The 22,470-nt window shown below is 61.1% G+C and carries 25 protein-coding genes and 1 tRNA gene; 21 read left to right on the forward strand and 5 right to left on the reverse strand.

All coding sequences use genetic code 11. The annotated features are described in order from the left end of the window. Positions 1-172: 172 nt before the first annotated feature. The gene (gene dinB / locus HU770_RS23035) at positions 173-1,231 is read left to right on the forward strand and encodes a DNA polymerase IV (protein ID WP_186658513.1); all 1,059 of its coding nucleotides are present in this window, start codon (positions 173-175) and stop codon (positions 1,229-1,231) included. Positions 1,232-1,261: 30 nt separating this feature from the next. Here the strand turns inward: dinB and HU770_RS23040 are convergent, their stop codons facing one another. The 3 genes from HU770_RS23040 to HU770_RS23050 all read right to left on the reverse strand — a co-directional run bounded on the left by HU770_RS23040 (position 1,262) and on the right by HU770_RS23050 (position 5,395). Continuing rightward, positions 1,262-2,215 (reverse strand): hypothetical protein, encoded by a 954-nt coding sequence (locus HU770_RS23040; RefSeq protein ID WP_186658299.1) that lies wholly within the window; start codon positions 2,213-2,215, stop codon positions 1,262-1,264. A gap of 20 nt (positions 2,216-2,235) precedes the next feature. After that, positions 2,236-3,951 (reverse strand): proline--tRNA ligase, encoded by a 1,716-nt coding sequence (locus HU770_RS23045; protein WP_033699858.1) that lies wholly within the window; start codon positions 3,949-3,951, stop codon positions 2,236-2,238. 160 nt (positions 3,952-4,111) lie between these two features. Continuing rightward, entirely contained in the window at positions 4,112-5,395 is a 1,284-nt protein-coding gene (locus tag HU770_RS23050) for an OprD family porin (protein WP_033699857.1), read from the reverse strand. A 764-nt stretch (positions 5,396-6,159) separates the two neighbouring features. Here HU770_RS23050 and HU770_RS23055 point away from each other — a divergent pair. Then, positions 6,160-6,579, forward strand: coding sequence for an HIT domain-containing protein (locus HU770_RS23055; protein WP_186665711.1), 420 nt, complete (start codon positions 6,160-6,162; stop codon positions 6,577-6,579). A gap of 1 nt (position 6,580) precedes the next feature. Further along, positions 6,581-6,787 carry a SlyX family protein gene (locus HU770_RS23060; protein ID WP_186658305.1) on the forward strand — a complete coding sequence of 69 codons (207 nt, stop codon included), beginning with the start codon at positions 6,581-6,583 and terminating at the stop codon, positions 6,785-6,787. Between the two features lie 38 nt (positions 6,788-6,825). On the opposite strand, the gene HU770_RS27300 is transcribed toward HU770_RS23060, so the two are convergent. Then, positions 6,826-7,419 (reverse strand): cold-shock protein, encoded by a 594-nt coding sequence (locus HU770_RS27300; RefSeq protein WP_186658308.1) that lies wholly within the window; start codon positions 7,417-7,419, stop codon positions 6,826-6,828. 278 nt (positions 7,420-7,697) lie between these two features. On the opposite strand from HU770_RS27300, the gene HU770_RS23070 reads away from it, so the two are divergent. From HU770_RS23070 to HU770_RS23155, 18 genes are all read left to right on the forward strand, one after another. Next, positions 7,698-8,171: a Dps family protein gene (locus HU770_RS23070; protein WP_033699851.1), complete on the forward strand. Its 474-nt coding sequence runs from the start codon at positions 7,698-7,700 to the stop codon at positions 8,169-8,171. Positions 8,172-8,349: 178 nt separating this feature from the next. Beyond that, positions 8,350-8,679 carry a ribbon-helix-helix domain-containing protein gene (locus HU770_RS23075; protein ID WP_186658518.1) on the forward strand — a complete coding sequence of 110 codons (330 nt, stop codon included), beginning with the start codon at positions 8,350-8,352 and terminating at the stop codon, positions 8,677-8,679. A 92-nt stretch (positions 8,680-8,771) separates the two neighbouring features. After that, positions 8,772-8,993 carry a zinc ribbon domain-containing protein gene (locus HU770_RS23080; RefSeq protein ID WP_033699849.1) on the forward strand — a complete coding sequence of 74 codons (222 nt, stop codon included), beginning with the start codon at positions 8,772-8,774 and terminating at the stop codon, positions 8,991-8,993. 93 nt (positions 8,994-9,086) lie between these two features. Next, a complete protein-coding gene (gene aspS / locus HU770_RS23085) occupies positions 9,087-10,862 on the forward strand; it encodes an aspartate--tRNA ligase (RefSeq protein ID WP_033699848.1) in 1,776 nt (591 codons plus the stop codon). A gap of 114 nt (positions 10,863-10,976) precedes the next feature. Further along, a complete protein-coding gene (locus tag HU770_RS23090) occupies positions 10,977-11,723 on the forward strand; it encodes a YebC/PmpR family DNA-binding transcriptional regulator (protein ID WP_186658314.1) in 747 nt (248 codons plus the stop codon). A gap of 187 nt (positions 11,724-11,910) precedes the next feature. Then, positions 11,911-12,435, forward strand: coding sequence for a crossover junction endodeoxyribonuclease RuvC (gene ruvC / locus HU770_RS23095; RefSeq protein ID WP_033699846.1), 525 nt, complete (start codon positions 11,911-11,913; stop codon positions 12,433-12,435). Positions 12,436-12,544: 109 nt separating this feature from the next. After that, positions 12,545-13,162: a Holliday junction branch migration protein RuvA gene (ruvA, locus tag HU770_RS23100; protein WP_033699845.1), complete on the forward strand. Its 618-nt coding sequence runs from the start codon at positions 12,545-12,547 to the stop codon at positions 13,160-13,162. After that, entirely contained in the window at positions 13,159-14,205 is a 1,047-nt protein-coding gene (ruvB, locus tag HU770_RS23105; protein WP_033699844.1) for a Holliday junction branch migration DNA helicase RuvB, read from the forward strand. The genes ruvA and ruvB overlap by 4 nt, the downstream gene beginning before the upstream one ends. Before the next feature lie 125 nt (positions 14,206-14,330). Then, positions 14,331-14,783 carry a tol-pal system-associated acyl-CoA thioesterase gene (ybgC, locus tag HU770_RS23110; protein ID WP_186658330.1) on the forward strand — a complete coding sequence of 151 codons (453 nt, stop codon included), beginning with the start codon at positions 14,331-14,333 and terminating at the stop codon, positions 14,781-14,783. A 2-nt stretch (positions 14,784-14,785) separates the two neighbouring features. Next, entirely contained in the window at positions 14,786-15,481 is a 696-nt protein-coding gene (gene tolQ, locus HU770_RS23115) for a protein TolQ (protein WP_008090219.1), read from the forward strand. Between the two features lie 14 nt (positions 15,482-15,495). Next, positions 15,496-15,948: a protein TolR gene (gene tolR / locus HU770_RS23120; RefSeq protein ID WP_012273765.1), complete on the forward strand. Its 453-nt coding sequence runs from the start codon at positions 15,496-15,498 to the stop codon at positions 15,946-15,948. Beyond that, positions 15,948-17,066 (forward strand): cell envelope integrity protein TolA, encoded by a 1,119-nt coding sequence (gene tolA, locus HU770_RS23125; RefSeq protein ID WP_033699841.1) that lies wholly within the window; start codon positions 15,948-15,950, stop codon positions 17,064-17,066. Before tolR ends, tolA begins: the two co-directional genes overlap by 1 nt. A 26-nt stretch (positions 17,067-17,092) precedes the next feature. Beyond that, a complete protein-coding gene (gene tolB, locus HU770_RS23130) occupies positions 17,093-18,364 on the forward strand; it encodes a Tol-Pal system beta propeller repeat protein TolB (RefSeq protein WP_033699839.1) in 1,272 nt (423 codons plus the stop codon). A gap of 54 nt (positions 18,365-18,418) precedes the next feature. Then, positions 18,419-18,916, forward strand: coding sequence for a peptidoglycan-associated lipoprotein Pal (gene pal / locus HU770_RS23135; RefSeq protein WP_008090230.1), 498 nt, complete (start codon positions 18,419-18,421; stop codon positions 18,914-18,916). Positions 18,917-18,922: 6 nt separating this feature from the next. After that, complete coding sequence (ybgF, locus tag HU770_RS23140) at positions 18,923-19,738, forward strand: tol-pal system protein YbgF (protein ID WP_186658332.1); 816 nt, start codon at positions 18,923-18,925, stop codon at positions 19,736-19,738. Between the two features lie 159 nt (positions 19,739-19,897). Further along, complete coding sequence (gene queE / locus HU770_RS23145) at positions 19,898-20,545, forward strand: 7-carboxy-7-deazaguanine synthase QueE (RefSeq protein ID WP_033700214.1); 648 nt, start codon at positions 19,898-19,900, stop codon at positions 20,543-20,545. A gap of 17 nt (positions 20,546-20,562) precedes the next feature. Further along, on the forward strand, positions 20,563-21,237 hold the full coding sequence (gene queC, locus HU770_RS23150; protein ID WP_186658343.1) for a 7-cyano-7-deazaguanine synthase QueC: 675 nt from the start codon (positions 20,563-20,565) through the stop codon (positions 21,235-21,237). A 60-nt stretch (positions 21,238-21,297) separates the two neighbouring features. After that, positions 21,298-21,373: transfer RNA gene (locus tag HU770_RS23155), tRNA-Lys, on the forward strand. Positions 21,374-21,490: 117 nt separating this feature from the next. Here the strand turns inward: HU770_RS23155 and HU770_RS23160 are convergent. Further along, a complete protein-coding gene (locus HU770_RS23160; protein WP_033699836.1) occupies positions 21,491-22,450 on the reverse strand; it encodes a cation transporter in 960 nt (319 codons plus the stop codon). Positions 22,451-22,470 lie beyond the last annotated feature (20 nt).

Raw genomic sequence — 22,470 nt, forward strand, 5'->3', positions numbered from 1 at the left:
TCCTAAAAAACCTTTTTCGTTCAAACCCTTAGCACTCGCTCAAAGCACGCGGCTCAGGCGCGGCGGGGGTTTCAGGCCGATTGTCGAGGCAAGCGGCGTGCAATCTGTTGCAGCGTAGGAGGCATGCGATATTATCTGTATGAATCTACAGTACTGACGGTCATCCATGTCCTTGCGCAAGATCATCCATGTCGACTGCGATTGTTTCTATGCCGCAATCGAAATGCGTGATGACCCGCGCCTGGCCGGTCGGCCCATGGCCGTAGGCGGGTCGGCCGACCACCGCGGGGTGATCGCCACCTGTAATTATGAAGCGCGGGCCTATGGTGTGCGCTCGGCCATGTCATCGCGCCATGCGCTCAAGCTTTGCCCTGACTTGTTGATCGTCAAGCCACGCTTTGAAGCCTATCGCGAGGCATCCCGTGAGATTCACGCCATTTTCCGTGACTACACCGAGCTGATCGAGCCGTTGTCGCTGGATGAAGCCTACCTGGATGTGAGCGATAGCCAGTGGTATGCCGGCAGCGCCACGCGTATCGCCGAAGATATCCGCCGGCGCGTTGCCCGTACCTTGCATATCACCGTGTCGGCGGGTGTTGCACCCAACAAGTTCCTGGCCAAGATCGCCAGTGACTGGCGCAAGCCCAACGGGCTGTTCGTCATAACCCCGGGTGAAGTCGAAGCCTTTGTCGCGGCTTTGCCGGTGGCCAGGTTGCACGGCGTTGGCAAGGTCACGGCGGACAAACTGGCGCGGCTGGGTATCGATACCTGCCTGGACCTGCGTGACTGGTCGCGCTTGGGGCTGGTGCGCGAGTTCGGCAGCTTTGGTGAGCGGTTGTGGGGGTTGGCGCGGGGTATTGATGACCGCGCCGTGCACAACGACAGCCGCAGGCAGTCGGTCAGCGTGGAAAACACCTACGACACTGACCTGCCAGACCTGGCCAGTTGCCTGGAGCGTCTTCCAGCCTTGCTCGACAGCCTTAATGAACGCATTGCCCGCATGGACAGCAGTTACCGGCCAGACAAGCCTTTCGTCAAGGTCAAGTTCCATGACTTCAGCCAGACAACGATGGAACAGGCAGGGGCTGGCAGAGACCTGGAAAGTTATCGGCAGTTACTGCGGCAGGCGTTTGCCCGGGGTGGCAAGCCGGTGCGCTTGCTGGGGGTAGGGGTGAGGTTGAAGGACTTGCGCGGGGCGCATGAACAGTTGGAATTGTTCCCGCCTAAATGAAAGGGGCCGCAAGGCGGCCCCTGAATCAGTTCACTGCACGCCAGGGTCGGCGACCAATCGCCCGGTTGCCTTGGTCAGCGACTGCAGAAATTCCTGCTGCAGTTCCGGATCGTTGCGCGTCAGCTCGATCAGGCTCTGCTCCATTTCGCTGGCTTCCTCTTCCAGGCCCAGTTCGGACAGGCGTTTGACCCGGTGTACCCACTGGCCGACATCATCGTCTTCCAGGTCGTCGAAGATCAGTTCGTGGGCTTCGAGCAGCTTGTTGCGCAGGGTGGCGCTGACCAGCAGGCTGGCGTCACCGCGCACCGCGTTGTCCTCATCGACCACCTGCAAGTGCAGGGTACCAATGTGGTTGAGGTTCTGCTCGGAGAACGGGCTGTCGAGCAGGTTTAGGCGCAGTACGCCGTTTCTGTCGGTGGTCAGCTCGTGGGTCATCTTGCCGGCCTTGACCTCGACCAGGCGCTCGCTCCAGGGCAGGCTGGTGGATTCTTCGCGCTGGTCCTTCTGCACTTCGCTGATCCCGGCAAGGTTCTGCTGGGCGCGACCGTTGGACTGCACGTTCATGAACGGGTTGAGCCCCGCCGCGCCATAGCTGAGCCAGTCGTGGGTCACGCTTTTGGGCAGGTTGCCCAAGGCGAACACATTGACCACGTTGGCGCCCACGCCGGCCACCACAGCCACCGCGCCCAGCGGGATCTCGTAGACCTCCCGCCAGGGCTGGTAGGGCGTGTAGCGGTCGTAGCGACGGGTGACTTCGAATTCGGTGACTTCGAAGCGCTTCTGCTCATGCACGCGCACACGTCGTTGCGGCAGCTCCATCACCTTCGGCTCGCCGACATCGATCTGCAGACTGTGTTCGAGCAACTTGCGCTCGACGCGCTCCTCATGCTCGCTGCGCTGGGACATCTGGTTGGCGCAGCCGCTGATGAGCAGGGCGCCGCTAAGTGCGGCGCCCCCCAGGGTAAAGGTACTTCGCTTGGACATGATCACTCGTGCATTGATTATCAGCGGCGAACGCGGGCCTGCAGGAACGACAGCACTTCATTGAGTGGCAGCGCTTGAGCATCCTGTTCGGTGCGGTGCTTGTATTCCAGGTTACCTTCGGCCAGCCCGCGGTCGCTGACGACGATGCGGTGCGGGATGCCGATCAGCTCCATGTCGGCAAACTTGATGCCTGGGCTGGTCTTCTTGTCGCGGTCGTCCAGCAACACTTCAAAACCGGCGGCGGTCAGCTCGGCATACAGCTTGTCGGTAGCCTCGCGAACCACGTCGGTTTCGTAGCGCAGCGGCACCAGGGCGATCTGGAATGGCGCCAGGGCATCGTTCCAGATGATGCCTTTGTCGTCGTAGCTCTGCTCGATCGCGGCGGCGACCACGCGGGAAACGCCGATGCCGTAGCAACCCATCGACAGCACCACCGGCTTGCCGTTCTCGCCCAGTACCTGGCACTTGAGCGCCTCGCTGTACTTGGTGCCGAGCTGGAAGATGTGCCCGACTTCGATGCCGCGCTTGATCACCAGGGTGCCCTGGCCGTCCGGGCTCGGGTCGCCTTCGACGACATTGCGCAGGTCGGCGACTTGCGGTACCGGCAGGTCGCGTTCCCAGTTGACGCCGAAGTAGTGCTTGTCGTCGATGTTGGCGCCAATGCCGAAGTCGCTCATCAGGGCAACCGAACGGTCGATGATGCATTCCAGCGGCAGGTTCAGCGGGCCGAGCGAACCTGCGCCGGCGCCAATGGCGTCGTGCAGTTCGGCTTCGGTGGCCATGACCAGCGGGTCGGCAACCTGTTCCAGTTTGGTGGCCTTGATTTCGTTGAGCTCGTGGTCACCACGGACGATCAGGGCGATCAGCTTGCCTTCTTCGGCGCCGCGCACGATCAAGGTCTTGACGGTTTTCTCGATCGGCAGGCCGAACTGCTCGACCAGTTGCGCGATGGTCTTGGCGTCCGGGGTGTCGACCAGGCGCAGCTCCTCGGCAGGGGCAGGGCGCACGGTTTCACGCGGGATGGCCTCGGCCTTCTCGATGTTGGCGGCGTAGTCGGAGCTGTCGCTGAAGATCACATCGTCTTCGCCGGACTCGGCCAACACGTGGAATTCGTGCGAATAGCTGCCACCGATGGAGCCGGTATCGGCCTGCACCGGGCGGAAGTCCAGGCCCAGGCGGGTAAATATGTTGGTGTACGCCTGGTGCATGCGGTCGTAGGTTTCCTGCAGGGAAGCCTGGTCGGCATGGAAGGAGTAGGCGTCCTTCATGATGAACTCGCGGCCGCGCATCAGGCCGAAGCGCGGGCGGATCTCGTCACGGAATTTGGTCTGGATCTGGTACATGTTGAGCGGCAGCTGTTTATAGCTGGACAGCTCGTTACGGGCCAGGTCGGTGATGACTTCTTCGTGGGTCGGGCCAACGCAGAAATCACGGTTGTGGCGGTCTTTGAGGCGCAGCAGCTCGGGGCCATACTGCTCCCAGCGGCCGGATTCCTGCCACAGTTCGGCGGGCTGGATGCTTGGCATCAGCACTTCCAGGGCGCCGGCGGCGTTCATTTCTTCGCGGACCACGGCTTCGACCTTGCGCATTACTCGCAAGCCCATCGGCAGCCAGGTGTACAGGCCCGAGGCCAGTTTGCGGATCATGCCGGCGCGCAGCATGAGCTGGTGGCTGATGACCACTGCGTCGGCAGGGGTTTCTTTCTGGGTGGCGAGCAAATATTGACTGGTGCGCATGGTGGGCCGTGTCGATTGCCTAAGACGTTGAAATGACCCCGCATTGTACGGGGGTGAAACGAAGGCGTACAGGATGCCCCAGGGCGTGGCAATTGTCAGCCAAGAAAAAGCCCGGCAATCGTGCCGGGCTTTTTCAGGTACGGGGCACTATAAGCGAGGCTTACAGGATGCTCAGCGGGTACTCGACGATCAGACGCAGTTCGTCGATCGAGCTCGAACCGTAGTACACACCGTCGCTGGAACGGTAAGTGGCCTGACGGACACGGAAGCTCAGGTCTTTCGCTGGGCCGCTCTGCATGACGTACTTGACGTCGATGTCGCGTTCCCATTCCTTGCCGTTGTCGGTGGTGCGGGTGGTTGCACCGCTACCGCGAGCATAACGGGTCATGAAGGTCAGGCCTGGTACGCCGAACTCGGCGAAGTTCAGGTCGTAGCGCGCCTGCCAGGACTTCTCGTCTTCGGCGTTGAAGTCGGAACGGGCGATGGAGTTGGCCAGGAACACGGTACCGCCGCCGTCTACGCCGTAGGCGTAGTCGCCGTCACCGCTGACCTTCTGGTAGGCCAGGGTAAAGGTGTGGGCGCCGATGTTGTAGGCGCCGGACAGGCTGGCTGCGATGTTGTCGAGTTCGTTGCTGCCGTCGGACTTGGTGACGAACGCGCCAGTGCGGTTGTCGCCGATGGACTTGGTGTCATAGATGTTGAAGTCGAACACCAGGCCTTGCTTGTCGCTGATCGGCAGCGCCCAGTTCACGTTGCCGTACCACTTGCGGAAGTGATCTTCGACGCGCGAGTAGTAGATGCTGGTGCTGAGGCTGTCGGTAAAGGCGTAGGTGCCACCGAAGATGTTGGCTTCGCTCAGGTTCAGGCTGTCGTGGTAGGTCTGAGCCTGGGCATTCATCGCGGTGAAGTGACCGGCGTTCAAGGTCAGGCCGCTGATCTCGTTGCTGGTGATCAGGCCGCCTTCGGCAACTTCCGGCAGCAGTCGGCTGTCGTCGGTGGCGAATACTGGCATGGCGGTGAACTGGTCGCCGAACTTCAGCACGGTATTGGAGATGCGCATTTTTACAGCGCCACCGCCTTCGGAGTAATCATCTTGCGAGCGACCGTCGGAGCCTTGTGGGAACAGGCCGGTGCCGGCACGGCCACGGCCGCTGTCCAGCTTCAGACCAAGCATGCCGATGGCGTCGACGCCGAAGCCTACGGTGCCCTGGGTGAAGCCCGATTCGTAAGTGCCGAGGAAGCCAAGGCCGGTTTCTTCCACGCGGCTCTGGGTGCCGGCTGGGTTGTTGCGGAAGTCACGGCTGAAGTACAGCATGCGAGTTTTGACGTTCAGCTGGCTGTCTTCGATGAAACCCTTGGACTCGTCTTGTGCAGAGGCGAAGGCCAATTGCGAGGTCCCTGCCGAAACGGCCAGGGCGATCATGCTCCACTTCATCACGCGCATCGTGATTTGCTCCTTTGGTTTTTAGGAAGAGTACCGCTGCGCCCAAGTCTTTTAGTTATATGGGGCAGCTCTTTCTTGTTATGTCGGCGGAAATGTATAGCACGCTGACTGTTGTTGGCGATATGGGCATATAGAACCTTTCGGGATCTTTATGGTCATGTCGCTTGTAGGTAATTCCATGTCGCAAATCACGTCCCGGATTCCCGAGCCGTACAACGCCAGCGCCGTTCCTGTCACCGTAACGAATCTGTAACTACAGATTCCGGCTAGGGAAACTCCCTGGTGTATCCAAAGCGGCTGTTGTTATTTGTCGCGTACATCCCTTGATGCAGATGTCGTGCCGACTTGGTGTGGAGGGAATGCAACAAGCGTGCACAAAATTAACCCCGGTTCATGAAATTTTCACAAATCGGGGTGCCGAAGGTCGGAAAGTACCGAAAACACGGGCTGAAGCTTGTCTGATGGTGTGCCAGATAAGTTAGGCGTTTGAAACCCAAAAGCTGTCATAAAAGTCAATGTGTTACCGGCCACTGTTAATGCAGTGTCATTCGAGTGGGTAAAAGCGTAGTGGTGTGCTCGTTTGCGGCCTCATTTTGGTGCGAAAAGTAGCGCTGTGTTACCGCCGTTGTGCAGGCGGGGGGCATAGATGAACTTAAAGTGTGCAGCGCAGGGCAGCGCTTGCATGCCGGCGCCTGCGAAGCAAGGTATCCTTGCCCGATGCCCCGTGTAGGGCGGGCCCGTTTTTGTCTGTTGGAGGTTTTGCAGTGTTTGAGATGGATACGCGTTTGCAGCAGGATTGCCTGGTGCTTGGAGACTTCCCGTTGTGCCGTCTGCTGCTCAGCAAAGATGCCAATTACCCCTGGTTCATCCTGGTGCCCAGGCGCGCCGGCGTGAGCGAAGTGTTCGACTTGAGTCAGGAAGACCAGGCCCAGCTGTTCAAGGAAACCACGGACCTGTCGCAGGCGCTCAAGGGTGAGTTCAAGGCTGACAAGATGAACGTTGCCACGCTGGGTAACGTGGTCAGCCAGTTGCACATGCATGTCATCGTTCGCCGCCATGGCGATGTGGCCTGGCCTGCGCCGGTGTGGGGCAAGGTGCCTGCGGGCGAGTATGCGCCTGGGCAGGTCGACGCCATTCGTCAACGCCTTCGCACGCTGCTCGACAACGATTACCGGGAGGCCTGATATGTCACCTGAATCGCGAATTATCGAGCTTGAAACCCGCCAGGCGTTCCAGGACGACACGCTCCAGGCGTTGAATGATGTGGTGGTCGAGCAGGGGCGTGTGATCGACCGCTTGCAACTGCAGATGGCCGAACTGCTCAAGCGTTACGAAGAAATGGTAGGGCAGTACGGCAGCGAGGGAGAAGAGGCGCCGCCCCCTCATTATTGAGTTCAGGCAGCCCTGGCATTGCACCAGGGCTGGCAAGGTCAGCGACGGGTTACTGCCACCACATCTTCGGCCTGCAGGCCTTTGTCACGGTGCATGACCGAAAACTCGACGCGCTGGCCTTCCACCAGAATACGGTGGCCTTCGCCGCGAATAGCGCGAAAGTGCACGAAGATGTCATCGCCCGAATCGCGGGAAATAAAGCCAAAGCCTTTGGAAGTATTGAACCACTTCACGGTGCCCGTATCGCGGTTGCCGGCCTCCAGTGGGGCGCTCTGGCTGCTGCGGGCCTTGCGGGGGCTGCGGGCGAAACCTGCGGCCAGGTGCAGGGCCACGGCCAGCACCGCGCACACCAGTGCAGCCAGGTTGCCCATCTCGGGGCGAGCCAGCAGGGTCAGTGTCTGCAGTACCACGGCGACCACCAGCAAGGCGCAAGCCAAGTGTTGCAGCTGTTGCCGTGCACCTCGGTAGTACAGCGGCACGACCGGGGCCAATACCAGGTTAAGCAGGCCGAGCAGTGCCAGGTAGACCGCATCGGGTTGCTGCAGGAAGGGTGTTGCATCGGTTTTCAGGCTGGGCATGAGCGATAGCAGCAAAGCCGCTACGCCCGTCACCAGATGGACGATCTTGAACATGGGGTTGGCTCACAGTTGACAAGCTGATCACAGGAAGAGCTGGCGACACGGTGCGCATGAGGTGTAAAGCGCGAACACGTGATGGGCCAGCCTATGCACCCGGCAATGACAATCCGCACGGGTGGCACCCTGCCTATTTAACAGCAAAGGCGCAGGCTACTCAAACCGCAGGTCTGCGCAGCCGATGTGTTGCGCCATGTCACAGGCGGCTTTTGCCAAGTGTTGATACAGTGTCAAGGGCCCGCTTGATCATCAAGCCTTATGGAAAGGGGAACTTCATGGCAATCGATATCGGTATCAGTGAAGAAGATCGCAAGTCCATCGTCGACGGGCTGTCGCGCCTGTTGTCGGATACCTATGTGCTGTATCTGAAAACCCATAATTTTCATTGGAACGTCACCGGCCCTTCGTTTCGCACCCTGCACCTGATGTTCGAAGAGCAATACAACGAGCTGGCCCTGGCGGTCGACTCGATCGCCGAGCGGATTCGAGCCCTGGGCTTCCCGGCACCGGGGTCCTATGCATTTTATGCGCGGCATTCTTCGATCAAGGAGGAGGAGGGCGTGCCGGTGGCGGATGAGATGATCCGTCAGTTGGTGCAAGGCCAGGAAGCGGTCGTGCGCACGGCGCGCAGCATCTTCCCGGTGGTGGATAAGGTCAGCGATGAGCCGACCGCCGACTTGCTGACCCAGCGCATGCAGGTGCACGAAAAGACTGCCTGGATGCTGCGCGTGTTGCTTGACGGTAAATAGCCGCCGTAGCGTCAGAAATGCCTGAAAAGCCCGGTTGCCGTCACGGCAACCGGGCTTTCTGCATTTCTGCGGGAAGGTTTTGCCGCTGCTGCGGATGCGCAGGCTGGCGCTTCATGGCTGCCGTAGCCCTGGGTGCAGGGCAATGACAGTCGATGGATGGAGTGGCCCGATGGCGAGTATGTGGCAGGTGGACAAGCGGGGCGCTGGTCGGGGGGGGTGGCCAGGCAAGCAATGCGTCGACCCCTTCAAGGCCGATTTCGACATGCTGCAGGTCAGGCCGGTGTCACGCTCGGTCCGGCTCAATGGGTTTTCAACCTGCCTGCGGCTGGAAGCAGTCTACTGGGGCATTCTGGAGCGTATCGCCGAGGCCAACCGCTGTTCGGTCAGTGCGGTGCTGTCGTATGTGGACCGCGAGGTGCATCTGCGCCAGGGTGGGGTGCGCAACTTCAGCGGCCTGATCCGCGTGATCTGCGTCGCCTGGCTGCTCGACCCGCCGAGTGCACGCTGATCGCCAGGCGGGCTGCGCAGTGCTTGCTAACCATATATAATCCCGCTTTTTGCTGCCCCGGCAGCCAGCGTTATGGTTGACGAGAGACACCCATGCCCCTTTATGACTATCAATGTGCGTCCTGCGAGCACCGCATGGAAGCGCTGCAGAAGATCAGCGCCGCGCCGCTGACCGATTGCCCGGCCTGTCAGGCGCCGGCACTGAAGAAGCTGCTGTCTGTCCCAGGCTTTCGCCTGAGCGGCACCGGTTGGTACGAAACCGACTTCAAGACCGGGGCAAAAAAGAATCTGGCAGGCGGCGACAAGGCCGACTGAGTTGAATGCTGTGACCGGGTCTTGCAGTATTAGCCCTCTGGGCGGCCAAGGCCTCCACCGAATACACGAATCACGAGAAGCGAAACCACCATCATGATGCGCAGCCATTATTGCGGCCAACTGAACGAGAGCCTGGACGGCCAGGAAGTCACCCTTTGCGGCTGGGTCCATCGTCGCCGCGACCACGGCGGGGTGATCTTCCTCGACATCCGTGACCGCGAGGGCATGGCCCAGGTCGTATTCGACCCTGATCGCGCCGAAACCTTCGCTGCCGCCGACCGTGTGCGCAGCGAGTACGTCGTGCAGATCACCGGCAAGGTACGCCGCCGTCCGGAAGGCGCGGTCAACCCGAACATGGCCTCCGGTGGCATCGAAGTGCTGGGCTACGAGCTGCAGGTGCTCAACGAGGCCGAAACGCCGCCGTTCCCGCTCAACGAATACTCCGACGTCGGCGAGGAAACCCGCCTGCGCTACCGCTTCATCGACCTGCGTCGTCCGGAAATGGCCGACAAGCTGCGTCTGCGTTCGCGCATCACCAGCAGCATCCGTCGCTTCCTCGACGAGAACGGCTTCCTTGACGTCGAGACGCCGATCCTCACCCGCGCCACCCCAGAAGGCGCGCGTGACTACCTGGTGCCGAGCCGCACCCACGCTGGCAGCTTCTTTGCCCTGCCGCAGTCGCCCCAGCTGTTCAAGCAGTTGCTGATGGTTGCCGGTTTCGACCGTTACTACCAGATCGCCAAATGCTTCCGTGACGAAGACCTGCGTGCTGACCGCCAGCCGGAATTCACCCAGATCGACATCGAGACCAGCTTCCTCGATGAAGCCGAGATCATGGGCCTCACCGAGAGCATGATCCGCAAGCTGTTCAAGGAAGTCCTGGACCTGGAGTTCGGTGAATTCCCGCACATGACCTTCGAAGAAGCCATGCGCCGTTACGGTTCCGACAAGCCAGACCTGCGTAACCCGCTGGAACTGGTCGACGTTGCCGATCAGCTCAAGGACGTCGAGTTCAAGGTCTTCGCAGGCCCGGCCAACGATCCTAAGTGCCGCGTTACCGCCCTGCGTCTGCCAGGCGGCGCCAGCATGCCGCGCAGCAAGATCGACGAGTACACCAAGTTCGTCGGCATCTATGGTGCCAAGGGCCTGGCGTACATCAAGGTCAACGAGCGCGCCAAAGGCGTCGAAGGCCTGCAGTCGCCGATCGTCAAGAACATCCCTGAGGCCAACCTCAACGTGATCCTCGATCGCGTGGGCGCAGTCGATGGCGACATCGTGTTCTTCGGCGCCGACAAGGCCAAGATCGTCAGCGAAGCCCTGGGCGCGCTGCGGATCAAGGTGGGTAACGACTTCAACCTGCACACTTGCGAATGGGCGCCGATGTGGGTTGTCGACTTCCCGATGTTCGAAGAGAACGACGACGGCAGCTTCACTGCGCTGCACCACCCGTTCACTGCACCGAAGTGCTCCCCGCAAGAGCTGGAGGCCAACCCGGCCACCGCGCTGTCGCGTGCTTATGACATGGTGCTGAACGGCACCGAACTGGGTGGCGGCTCGATCCGTATCCACCGCAAAGAGATGCAACAGGCGGTGTTCCGTCTGCTGGGTATCGAAGCGGCAGAACAGGAAGAGAAGTTCGGCTTCCTGCTCGACGCCCTGAAGTTCGGCGCCCCGCCTCACGGTGGCCTGGCCTTCGGCCTGGATCGCCTGGTCATGCTGATGACCGGCGCCCAGTCGATCCGTGAAGTGATCGCCTTCCCGAAAACCCAGAGCGCTGCCTGCGTCATGACCCAGGCCCCAGGCATGGTCGACGCCAAGGCCTTGCGCGAGCTGCACATCCGCCTGCGCGAACAGACCAAGGTCGAGTAAGCGGGCCCCAGGCGCATCCACATGGATGCGCCTTTGCGTTACGGCGCAGGTTTTTTTGTCGTTGCGCCCCGTCAGGGGCGCCATTGTTTGTGTTTCAAAGAATTTGGAGTCGTTATGGCTGGTCATTCCAAGTGGGCGAACATCAAGCACCGCAAAGAGCGCCAGGATGCCAAGAGAGGCAAGGTCTTCACCAAGTGGATCCGCGAGCTGACCGTTGCAGCCAAGCAGGGCGGCGGTGACCCGGCGTCCAACCCGCGCCTGCGTCTGGCGCTGGACAAGGCCCTTGGCGCCAACATGAGCCGCGATATCATCGACCGCGCTGTTGCCCGTGGTGCTGGCACCAACGAAAGCGACAACGTCGAAGAGCTCAGCTACGAGGGTTACGGCCCAGGTGGCGTGGCGATCATGGTCGAGGCCATGACCGACAACCGCAACCGTACTGCCGCGGCCGTGCGTCATGCCTTCACCAAGTGTGGTGGCAACCTCGGTACCGATGGCTCGGTGGCCTACCTGTTCGAGCGCAAGGGCCAGATCAGCTTCGCGCCGGGGGTGGATGAAGACGCCTTGATGGAAGCCGCGATGGAGGCCGATGCCGACGACGTGGTGAGCAATGACGATGGCTCGTTCGACGTCTTCACTTCCTTCAACAGCTTCTACGCTGTGCGTAATGCCCTGGAAGAGGCCGGCTTCAATGCCAATGACGCCGAAATCGTCATGCAGCCGACCACCAGCGCCGAACTCGACCTGGAAGGCGCAGAAAAGGTGCTCAAGCTGATCGACATGCTCGAGGACCTGGACGACGTGCAGAACGTCTATTCCAATGCGCAGATTTCTGACGAGATCATGGAAAAACTCGGCTAAGGTGTGCTGGCGGATCAAGCCCGGCATGTGAGTTTTTCAGCGTCTGTACCGGCCCTTTCGCGGGGCGAGCCCGCTCCCACAGGTCCCTGCCATCCTTAAGGCCAGCGGGGTACCTGTGGGGGCGGGCTCGCCCCGCGAAAGGGCCGGTGCAGTTTGCAAAAATGCATCCCTAAATACGACAGGCGTTATGACTCTGATTCTTGGTATCGACCCCGGCTCGCGGATCACCGGTTACGGCGTGGTTCGCCAAACGGCCCGTGGTTGCGAGTATGTGGCGTCGGGTTGTATCCGCACGGGCAGTGGCGAGTTGCATGAACGTCTGCAGATCGTCTTTCGCGGTGTCGGCGAGGTCATCAGGCTGCACGAACCGGTAACCATGGGCATCGAACGGGTGTTCATGGCCCGCAACCCCGACTCGGCGCTCAAGCTCGGCCAGGCCCGCGGTGCGGCGATCGTGGCGGCGGCCGAGGCGGGGCTGGAAATCGCCGAATACAGTGCCACCCAGGTCAAGCAGGCCGTCGCGGGCACGGGCGGTGCCAACAAGGAGCAAGTGATGATGATGGTCATGCACCTGCTCAAGCTGACGCAAAAGCCGCAGATCGACGCCTCCGACGCCCTCGCCATCGCCCTGTGCCATGCCCATACCCGCTCCAGCCTGGTGCCACATGGCTTGGCCACGGCACGCCGACGCGGTGGGCGCTTGCGTCTGTAAGCGCTTCATGCGCTGATACACATTTTGTTCGGGTGGCAGGTTCACCCGGCGCATTTGCTGATAGGGTTGAGCGGTCTTTGACCGGCTCCCCGAGAGGAAGGATCGGAACGTGATTGGACGTTTGCGCGGCACCCTGGCGGAAAAACAACCGCCGCACCTGATTATCGACGTCAATGGCGTGGGCTACGAGCTGGAAGTGCCCATGACCACCCTGTATCGCCTGCCGAAGGTTGGCGAAACGGTGACCGTGCACACCCACCTGGTGGTACGTGAAGACGCCCACTTGCTCTATGGCTTCCACGAAAAGCGCGAGCGCGAACTGTTCCGCGAACTCATTCGCCTCAATGGCGTCGGGCCGAAGCTGGCGCTGGCATTGATGTCGGGCCTGGAAGCCGACGAATTGGTGCGCTGCGTGCAGGCCCAGGACACCTCGGCCCTGGTGCGCGTGCCGGGTGTTGGCAAGAAGACCGCCGAACGCCTGCTGGTCGAACTCAAGGACCGCTTCAAGGCCTGGGAGACCTCGCCGGCCATGTTCACCCTGGTGTCCGACGGGCCGGTACCGGCCAGCGGCGACTCCTCAGCCGAGGCCGATGCGGTCAGTGCATTGGTTTCCCTGGGCTACAAACCCCAGGAAGCCAGCAAGGCAGTGTCCGCCATCAAGGACAAGGCCGGCCTGAGCAGTGAAGAGCTGATCCGCCGCAGCCTCAAAGGGATGATTACCAAGTGATCGAAGCCGACCGTCTGATCGCCGCCAGTGGGCGTGACCGCGAAGAGGTCCAGGACCGCGCGATCCGCCCCTTGCGCCTGGACGACTACATTGGGCAGCCCGTGGTGCGCGAGCAGATGGCGCTGTTCATCCAGGCCGCGCGTGGCCGCAGCGAGTCGCTTGACCATACCTTGATCTTCGGCCCGCCAGGGCTGGGCAAGACCACCCTGGCCAACATCATCGCCCAGGAAATGGGCGTGTCGGTCAAGAGTACCTCGGGGCCAATTCTCGAGCGCCCGGGCGACCTGGCGGCGATGCTGACCAACCTTGAGCCCCATGACGTGCTGTTCATCGACGAAATTCACCGGCTTTCGCCGGTCGTCGAAGAGGTGCTCTACCCGGCAATGGAAGACTTCCAGCTCGACATCATGATCGGCGAGGGGCCCGCCGCACGCTCGATCAAGCTCGACCTGCCGCCCTTCACCCTGGTGGGGGCCACCACCCGTGCCGGCATGCTGACCAACCCCTTGCGCGACCGTTTCGGCATTGTTCAGCGCCTGGAGTTCTACAGCGACAAGGACCTGGCGACCATTGTCAGCCGTTCCGCCGGTATCCTGGGCCTGGTCATCGAAGACCAGGGCGCCTTCGAGATCGCCCGGCGTGCCCGTGGCACGCCACGTATCGCCAACCGCTTGCTGCGCCGTGTGCGCGACTACGCCGAGGTGCGCGGCAAGGGCCAGATCACCAAGGCCGTGGCAGACCTTGCGCTGAACCTGCTTGACGTCGACGAGCGTGGTTTCGACCACTCCGACCGCCGCCTGCTGTTGACCATGATCGAGAAATTCGACGGTGGCCCGGTGGGGGTGGACAACCTTGCGGCAGCCATCAGCGAAGAGCGTCACACCATCGAGGACGTGCTCGAGCCCTACCTGATCCAGCAGGGTTACATCATGCGCACGCCGCGCGGCCGTGTGGTCACCCGGCATGCCTACCTGCACTTTGGCCTGAATGTTCCCGGACGCCTGGGGGAGGGTAGTGATTTTTCCGAGCCAGGCGATGAATGACAGATCAAAACCGGCTTTTTGTGGTCCTACCGCTGGCATGCCACAGGCGCGCTGGCAATAAGACATTAATGAAGAAAAAACAGTTGCCGCAGCGGATTGGCAAGCTGAGGAGTAAGCACTAGAGTATGCGCGCGCAAAATCAGCTCGAACCGTTCGCCCACCGTTGTCGCGTCTATTACGAAGACACCGATGCGGGCGGCGTGGTGTATTACGTCAACTACCTGAAATTCATGGAGCGCGCGCGTACCGAGCGGTTGCGGCACCTGGGCTTTTCCCAGTCGCAGCTGGCCGGTGAAAACCTGTTGTTCGTGGTCCATTCCAGCGAGGCGCGCTACCACGCGCCGGCGCGGCTGGACGATGAGCTACGGGTCACCGCGCAAGTACTTGAACTCAATCGTGCCAGCCTGCGCTTCGTGCAGCAGGTCTGGCGGGAAAAGGATGAAACGCTGCTCTGCGAGGGGCAGTTCCTGGTGGCCGCCGTGCGCGCCGACACTTTCAAACCCCGAGCCATACCCCCCAAGCTGCGCGACGCCTTTGTGGCGGACGGCTCGGGTACTCAATCGAATGCAGGAGAATAAGCGTGGAAGCTAACGTCGTCGACCATACCTCCATGTGGAGTCTGGTCAGCAATGCCAGCGTGGTGGTACAGCTGGTAATGCTGATCCTGGTGGCCGCCTCGGTCACCTCATGGATCATGATCTTTCAGCGCAGCACCATGCTGCGCGCCGGTCGTCGTGCGCTGGATGCCTTCGAGGAGCGCTTCTGGTCGGGCATCGACCTGTCCAAGCTGTACCGTCAGGCAGGCAGTAACCCGGACCCTGATTCGGGCGTGGAGCAAGTCTTCCGCGCAGGTTTCAAGGAGTTTTCGCGCCTGCGCCAGCAGCCTGGCGTAGACCCGGACGCGGTCATGGAAGGCGTTGGCCGGGCCATGCGCGTGGCCATCTCGCGTGAGGAAGAAAAGCTCGAGCAGAGCCTGCCGTTCCTCGCCACTGTCGGTTCGACCAGCCCGTACATCGGCTTGTTCGGTACCGTGTGGGGCATCATGAACTCCTTCCGCGGCCTGGCCAGCGCCCAGCAGGCCACTTTGGCCACGGTTGCCCCAGGTATCGCCGAAGCCCTGATCGCCACCGCAATCGGCCTGTTCGCGGCAATCCCTGCGGTTATCGCCTACAACCGTTTCGCCGCACGCAGCGAAGTGCTGATCGGCCGTTACTACACCTTCGCCGACGAGTTCCAGGCGATCCTGCACCGCAAAGTGCACACCAGCGAAGAGTAATCAGGTAGAAGCCCATGGCCCGAGTTCGCCACAAACGCAAGCCGGTCGCCGAGATGAACGTGGTGCCCTACATCGACGTGATGCTGGTGCTGCTGGTCATCTTCATGGTGACGGCCCCCATGCTCAACCAGGGCGTGAAGGTCGACCTGCCCAAGGTTTCCAGTGAAGCCTTGCCGCAAGACAACAACGTCCAGATCCTCACCATCTCCATCAAGGCCGACAAGACCTACTACTGGAACCTCGGCAGCGAAGTCGATACCGATAAACAGATGGACAAGGCCATGACCTTGCCCGACATGACCAACGCAGTGACCAAGATCATTGCTGCCGGTCGTGACCAGGGCAAGCAGACCCAGGTCTTCATTCGTGGCGACAAGGCTGTCGACTACGGCGCGGTCATGGGTGCCATGGGCGGGTTGCAGAAGGCCGGTGTCGGTAACGTTGGCCTGATTACCGAGGCGCCCTGATGCAACAGCGAGAGCCATCCGCCTCGGAAAGCTACTTCTGGCCCAGCGTCTGGGCCATCGGCCTGCATGTGCTGGTGTTCGCTATGCTGTTCGTCAGTTTTGCCATGACGCCTGAACTGCCGCCTTCCAAGCCGATCGTCCAGGCTACTCTGTATCAGCTCAAGTCCAAGAGCCAGGCGACTACCCAGACCAATCAGAAGATTGCCGGGGAAGCGAAGAAAACCGCCTCGCGCCAGACCGAAGTCGAGCAGCTGGAGCAGAAGAAGGTCGAGCAAGAGGCCGTGAAGGCCGCGGAACAAAAGAAAGCCGACGCCGCTCAAAAGGCCGAAGAGGCTCGCGAGGCCGCTGAAGCCAAGAAGGCCGAGGACGCCGCCAAGGCCGCCGAGGCGAAAGAGGCCACCGAGGCCAAGAAAGCCGCCGAAGCCAAGAAGGCCGATGAGGCGAAGAAAGCCGCCGAGAAACAGCAGGCCGACATCGCCAAGAAGAAGGCTGAGGAAGAGGCCAAGAAGAAAGCCGCCGAGGACGCCAAGAAAGAGGCCGCCGAGGAAGCGAAAAAACAAGCCACCGAGGATGCCAAGAAAAAGGCAGCCGAAGAGGCCAAGAAGAAAGCAGCCGAGGACGCCAAGAAGAAAGCGGCGGCCGAAGACGCGAAGAAGAAGGCAGCTGAAGAGGCCAAGAAAAAGGCCGCGGCAGACGCCCAGAAGAAAAAGGCACAGGAAGCGGCCCGCAAGTCGGCAGAAGACAAGAAAGCCCAGGCCCTGGCCGAGCTGTTGTCCGATACCACCGAGCGGCAGCAGGCGCTGGCTGACGAGCAAGGTGACCAGGTGGCCGGCGATTTCGACGACCTGATCCGCATGCGCGCAGCCGAGGGCTGGGCACGTCCGCCTTCCGCGCGCAAGGGCATGACGGTAGTCCTGCAGATCAACATGCTGCCAGATGGCACCATCACCAACGTCAGCGTGTTGCGCTCCAGTGGCGACGGCCCGTTTGACAGTTCGGCGGTGGCAGCAATGAAGAACATCGGTCGTCTGACCGAAATGCAGGGTATGAAGCCGAGCGATTTCAACAGGTATCGTTCGTTCAAGATGACATTTACTCCTGAGGATCTAGCGTTGTGATTAAACTCCTTCGAGGACTGCTGGTCATGCTGTGCTGCGTGGCAGGCATGGCCGTAGCAGAGGAAAAGAACATCCTGGTCACCAGCGGCAGCGACCGGGCCACGCCCATCGCGGTAGTGCCGTTCGGTCTGCAGGGCGGCAGCGTGCTGCCCGAAGACATGGCTGACATCATTGGCAACGACCTGCGCAACTCCGGCTACTACTCGCCGATCCCGCGGCAGAACATGATCAGCCAGCCTTCCCAGGCCAGCGAAGTCATCTTCCGCGACTGGAAGGCGTTGGGTGCGCAGTACGTGATGGTTGGCAGCATCGTGCCGTCCGGCGGCCGCCTGCAGGTGCAGTACGCCCTGTTCAACGTCGCCACCGAGCAGCAAGTGCTGACCGGCAGCGTGGCAGGCAGCGTCGACCAACTGCGCGACATGTCGCACTACATCGCCGACCAGTCGTTCGAAAAGCTCACCGGCATCAAAGGTGCGTTCTCTACCCGCATGTTGTACGTGACGGCCGAGCGTTTCTCCACCAACAACACCCGTTACACCCTGCAGCGCTCGGACTACGACGGTGCCCGGGCAGTGACCCTGCTGCAATCGCGTGAGCCGATCCTGTCGCCACGCTTTGCACCGGATGGCAAGCGTATTGCCTATGTGTCGTTCGAGCAGAAGCGCCCGCGCATCTTCGTGCAGCACATCGACACCGGCCGCCGTGAGCAGGTCACCAACTTCGAAGGCCTCAACGGTGCACCGGCCTGGTCGCCTGACGGTTCGCGCCTGGCGTTCGTGCTGTCGAAAGATGGCAACCCGGACATCTACGTGATGAACGTGGCTTCGCGTCAGATCAGCCGTGTCACTGCCGGCCCCGGTATCAATACCGAGCCATTCTGGGGCAAGGATGGCAACACCCTGTACTTCACCTCCGACCGTGGCGGCAAGCCGCAGATCTACAAACAGTCGGTCAGTGGTGGTAGCGCCGAGCGCGTAACTTTCGTTGGTAACTACAACGCCAACCCGAAACTTTCGGCGGACGAAAAGACGCTGGTGATGATCCACCGTCAGCAGGGCTTCACCAACTTCAAAGTGGCGGCACAGGACTTGCAACGCGGAAGTGTAAAGATTCTCTCAGAAACAAGTCTTGATGAGTCTCCCACTGTTGCGCCAAACGGCACCATGCTAATCTACGCCACCCGCCAGCAGGGCCGGGGAGTCTTGATGCTCGTGTCGCTTAATGGCCGCGTGAGGCTCCCACTTCCTACCGCTCAAGGCGAAGTCAGAGAACCGTCCTGGTCCCCTTACCTGAACTGATTGCGGCGTAATACGTTTTGCTTAACACACTGGGGTTTCATTAGGAGTTTCACGATGGAAATGCTGAAGTTTGGTAAATTCGCTGCGCTGGCTCTGGCCATGGCTGTAGCTGTAGGTTGCTCCTCGAAAGGCGGTGACAACGCTGGTGAAGGCGCTGTTGACCCGAACGCTGGCTACGGTGCCAACACTGGCGCTGTCGACGGCTCCCTGAGCGAAGAAGCCGCCCTGCGCGCAATCACCACCTTCTACTTCGAATACGACAGCTCGGACCTGAAGCCAGAAGCCATGCGCGCTCTGGACGTTCACGCCAAGGACCTGAAGTCCAACGGCAACCGCGTTGTTCTGGAAGGCAACACCGACGAGCGCGGCACCCGCGAGTACAACATGGCTCTGGGTGAGCGTCGTGCCAAGGCCGTTCAGCGTTACCTGGTTCTGCAGGGCGTTTCCCCTGCTCAGCTGGAACTGGTCTCCTACGGTGAAGAGCGTCCTGTTGCTACCGGCAACGACGAGCAATCCTGGGCTCAGAACCGTCGCGTAGAACTGCGTAAGTAAGTTCCCATGCGAATGTGCCGCCGTGTAGTAACCGTCCTCGCACTCAGCCTGCCGCTCGCGGCCTGGGCTGAGGTCCCTGTAGTAGATGACAACGCAGGCAGTTATCCGCCTGCGGGTTATGGCACGAGCGGCGCCTATGCCGGGGCAGGGGCTTCAACCCCTACCTCGGCACAGGGCCAGCTGTTCATGCAGCTGCAACAGATGCAGGACCAGCTTTCCCGCCAGCAAGGCATCATCGAAGAGCTGCAAAACGATGTGTCGCGCATGAAGCAGGAAAACCTGGAGCGATACCAGGACCTGGACCGTCGCATCAACAGTGGTGCCGCGCCTGCCGCGACCCCTGACAATTCCTCTACCGGGGGCGCATCCAATGCCGCCGCCGGTGCAGCAGCAGGTGCCGCTGGCGCCGCTGCGCAACAACCGGCCGCCAGTGGCGAGCCCGGTGATCCGGCGAAAGAGAAGCTCTATTACGATGCCGCTTTCGACCTGATCAAGCAGAAGGACTTCGACAAGGCCAGCCAGGCGTTCAACGCCTTCCTGCGCAAGTACCCCAACAGCCAGTACGCCGGCAATGCCCAGTATTGGCTGGGTGAGGTGAACCTGGCCAAGGGCGACCTGCCAGGTGCCAGCCAGGCGTTCGCGCAGGTGAGCCAGAAGTACCCCAAGCACAGCAAGGTGCCTGATTCGCTGTACAAGCTGGCCGACGTCGAGCGCCGCATGGGCCACACCGACAAGGTCAAAGGCATTCTGCAACAGGTCATCACCCAGTACCCCGGCACATCCGCCGCGCAACTGGCGCAGCGTGACCTGCAAAAGCTCTAAGCAGCACCCTTCGCAAGAAACCCGCGCCAGTCGCGGGTTTTTTCGTTAGAATCACTGCCCTTTTTCTTAAACACGCTGCAGCGGATAACGCCATGTCGAGTCCGCGACAGTGCCTGACGGAGGCGGACAGCCTGTTTAGCTGTCACGCCCGTGGCGATCATGCAAGACACATTACGCATCACCGAAGTTTTTTACTCTTTGCAGGGTGAAACACGAACGGCTGGGCTGCCCACGGTTTTCGTGCGCCTGACCGGTTGCCCCCTGCGCTGTCAGTACTGCGACAGTGCCTACGCGTTCAGCGGCGGCACCCTGCGCACCCTCGATTCGATCATGGAACAGGTGGCCGGCTTCAAGCCGCGCTACGTCTGCGTCACGGGCGGCGAGCCTTTGGCCCAGCCCAATGCCTTGCCGTTGCTTCAGCAACTGTGCGATGCCGGCTACGAGGTTTCGCTGGAGACCAGCGGCGCGCTGGATATTTCGGGTACCGACACCCGCGTCAGCCGTGTGGTCGACCTGAAGACGCCAGGCTCCGAGGAGTCGCACCGTAATCGCTATGAGAACATCGAGCACTTGACCCGCAACGACCAGGTCAAGTTCGTGATCTGCTCGCGCGAGGACTATGACTGGGCGGTGTCCAAGCTGATCCAGTACAACCTTGCCGAGCGTGCCGGCGAGGTATTGTTCTCGCCTAGCCATCACCAGGTGCGCGCGAGTGACCTGGCCGACTGGATCATTGCCGACAACCTGCCCGTACGGTTCCAGCTGCAGCTGCACAAGCTGCTGTGGAACGACGAACCCGGGCGTTGATTGAGGAGTAGCAGTACATGACTGAAAAACGCGCGGTAATCCTGCTGTCTGGCGGCCTCGACTCGGCCACCGTTGTTGCCATGGCCAAGGCCGAGGGCTACAGCTGTTACACCATGAGTTTCGACTACGGCCAGCGTCATCGTGCAGAACTCGATGCCGCTGCCCGCGTGGCTCGCGACCTCGGGGTGGTCGAGCACAAGGTCATCGGCCTGAGCCTGAACGGTATCGGTGGCTCGGCCCTGACCGACAGCAGCATCGATGTACCGGAAACCCCCGGTGAGGGGATTCCAGTCACCTACGTGCCAGCGCGCAACACTGTGTTTCTGTCCCTGGCCCTGGGTTGGGCGGAAGTGCTCGAAGCGCGTGACATCTTCATTGGCGTCAATGCCGTGGACTACTCCGGTTACCCGGACTGCCGCCCCGAATTCGTTGAAGCTTTCGAGCGCATGGCCAACCTGGCGACCAAGGCGGGCGTCGAAGGGCAGGGCTTCCGTATCCAGGCGCCGTTGCAGAACCTGAGCAAGGCACAGATCGTTCAGGAGGGCATCGCCCGCGGTGTGGACTACAGCCTGACGGTGTCCTGCTACCAGGCCGATGAGCAGGGCCGTGCCTGCGGCAAGTGCGACAGCTGCCGCCTGCGTGCCGATGGCTTCAAAGCTGCCGGTGTGAGCGACCCGACGCGTTATTTTTGATTTTTTTGCCGTAGGGTGTTGATTTCCCGTTAGAAATCAGTATTATACGCGCCATCCAACGGGTCGTTAGCTCAGTTGGTAGAGCAGTTGGCTTTTAACCAATTGGTCGTAGGTTCGAATCCTACACGACCCACCATACGCAGTAAGTCAAAGCCCGCTACCGGCAACGGTCGCGGGCTTTGTCGTTTCTGGCTCGTGTTGCTTGCCTTGGCCCATCGCCGGCGAGCCGGCGATGGGCTGCAAAGCGGCCCCGTTACTCGGCCCACTCCGGGTCGCCGGTAAACACCACGGTCAGCCAGCGGTCCGGCCCTTCGCCGCCCACGGCATCACCGATCTCGTTGCGCAGTGCATCCCACTCATCGATGGTTTTCGCGCCCATGCCGGTCGGCACGATGAAGTACAGCTCGATCTCCCGCGAGCGCCCCACCTTGGCCACATAAGCGCGGTACGACTGCAGGCCGTGGCGGGCGACGAATGCCTTGGCGACCTCGTCGACATGCAGTTTGAGGTCGCCCGGCGTCACCAGGAATATCTCTGAAAATGCCTGGCGTACCACCGACAACGGCAATGGAATGATCACCAGGCAGACCAGCGCCAGTACCGCCGGGTCGATGTACGGTGACATCCACTCCCACTGCGTGCCTTGCACGGCATAACCAAAGCAGAAGGCGATCAGCAACGCGGCGGTAATGCTGGCCGACATCACCCAGCCCTTGACGTCCATGCGCACGAAGTCCGAACACAACTTGCGGTTGGCCCGGGCTTCGATCACCGCGATGGTCACGCAGGCAATCACGGTCAGTACCGCGTAGACCATGGCGATGCCGAATTCCAGGTGGCGCCCGCCTTGCAGCACGCTGCTGACGGCGTTGATCAGCGCATAGATGGCCACGCCGCTGAGCAGGATGCCATTGAGCGCCAGCACCATCGGCTCCAGGTGCCAGAAGCCCATGGTGAAGCGCTCGCGCAGTTTGCGTGACATGTGTGCGGTGGTGGTGTGCGAGGTGATCAGCTTGACCACCACCAGCGACAGCCCGCTCATGCTGGCGTCGACCAGTGAATAGACGCCGTCGAAGATGATCGAGAACGAGCCGGAGGCCAGGCCGAAGGCGATGCCGATGGTGGCGATGAACAGGGTGACGGCGATCGAGGTGCGTAGCAGGCCCTGTTCGCTGGTGATGTCGAAGAATGGGGGTTTGTGTGCTGCTTCCATGGGTAAAGCTCTTTCAAAAG

Origin of the sequence: Pseudomonas sp. SWRI68 (assembly GCF_014269165.1) — a bacterium.
GTDB classification, from domain to species: domain Bacteria; phylum Pseudomonadota; class Gammaproteobacteria; order Pseudomonadales; family Pseudomonadaceae; genus Aquipseudomonas; species Aquipseudomonas capeferrum.

Excerpts from the sequence above, each read along its gene's own strand:
- ybgC (WP_186658330.1), top strand. The coding sequence starts at position 14,331 with ATGCGCGCGCAAAATCAGCTCGAACCGTTCGCCCACCGTTGTCGCGTC.
- HU770_RS23060 (WP_186658305.1), top strand. The coding sequence starts at position 6,581 with ATGTCACCTGAATCGCGAATTATCGAGCTTGAAACCCGCCAGGCGTTC.
- pal (WP_008090230.1), top strand. The coding sequence starts at position 18,419 with ATGGAAATGCTGAAGTTTGGTAAATTCGCTGCGCTGGCTCTGGCCATG.
- tolR (WP_012273765.1), top strand. The coding sequence starts at position 15,496 with ATGGCCCGAGTTCGCCACAAACGCAAGCCGGTCGCCGAGATGAACGTG.
- aspS (WP_033699848.1), top strand. The coding sequence starts at position 9,087 with ATGATGCGCAGCCATTATTGCGGCCAACTGAACGAGAGCCTGGACGGC.
- ruvC (WP_033699846.1), top strand. The coding sequence starts at position 11,911 with ATGACTCTGATTCTTGGTATCGACCCCGGCTCGCGGATCACCGGTTAC.
- tolA (WP_033699841.1), top strand. The coding sequence starts at position 15,948 with ATGCAACAGCGAGAGCCATCCGCCTCGGAAAGCTACTTCTGGCCCAGC.
- tolB (WP_033699839.1), top strand. The coding sequence starts at position 17,093 with ATGCTGTGCTGCGTGGCAGGCATGGCCGTAGCAGAGGAAAAGAACATC.
- queE (WP_033700214.1), top strand. The coding sequence starts at position 19,898 with ATGCAAGACACATTACGCATCACCGAAGTTTTTTACTCTTTGCAGGGT.
- HU770_RS27300 (WP_186658308.1), bottom strand. The coding sequence starts at position 7,419 with ATGTTCAAGATCGTCCATCTGGTGACGGGCGTAGCGGCTTTGCTGCTA.
- HU770_RS23080 (WP_033699849.1), top strand. The coding sequence starts at position 8,772 with ATGCCCCTTTATGACTATCAATGTGCGTCCTGCGAGCACCGCATGGAA.
- HU770_RS23050 (WP_033699857.1), bottom strand. The coding sequence starts at position 5,395 with ATGCGCGTGATGAAGTGGAGCATGATCGCCCTGGCCGTTTCGGCAGGG.
- queC (WP_186658343.1), top strand. The coding sequence starts at position 20,563 with ATGACTGAAAAACGCGCGGTAATCCTGCTGTCTGGCGGCCTCGACTCG.
- HU770_RS23090 (WP_186658314.1), top strand. The coding sequence starts at position 10,977 with ATGGCTGGTCATTCCAAGTGGGCGAACATCAAGCACCGCAAAGAGCGC.
- HU770_RS23075 (WP_186658518.1), top strand. The coding sequence starts at position 8,350 with ATGTGGCAGGTGGACAAGCGGGGCGCTGGTCGGGGGGGGTGGCCAGGC.
- ybgF (WP_186658332.1), top strand. The coding sequence starts at position 18,923 with ATGCGAATGTGCCGCCGTGTAGTAACCGTCCTCGCACTCAGCCTGCCG.
- HU770_RS23045 (WP_033699858.1), bottom strand. The coding sequence starts at position 3,951 with ATGCGCACCAGTCAATATTTGCTCGCCACCCAGAAAGAAACCCCTGCC.
- HU770_RS23040 (WP_186658299.1), bottom strand. The coding sequence starts at position 2,215 with ATGTCCAAGCGAAGTACCTTTACCCTGGGGGGCGCCGCACTTAGCGGC.
- HU770_RS23070 (WP_033699851.1), top strand. The coding sequence starts at position 7,698 with ATGGCAATCGATATCGGTATCAGTGAAGAAGATCGCAAGTCCATCGTC.
- HU770_RS23160 (WP_033699836.1), bottom strand. The coding sequence starts at position 22,450 with ATGGAAGCAGCACACAAACCCCCATTCTTCGACATCACCAGCGAACAG.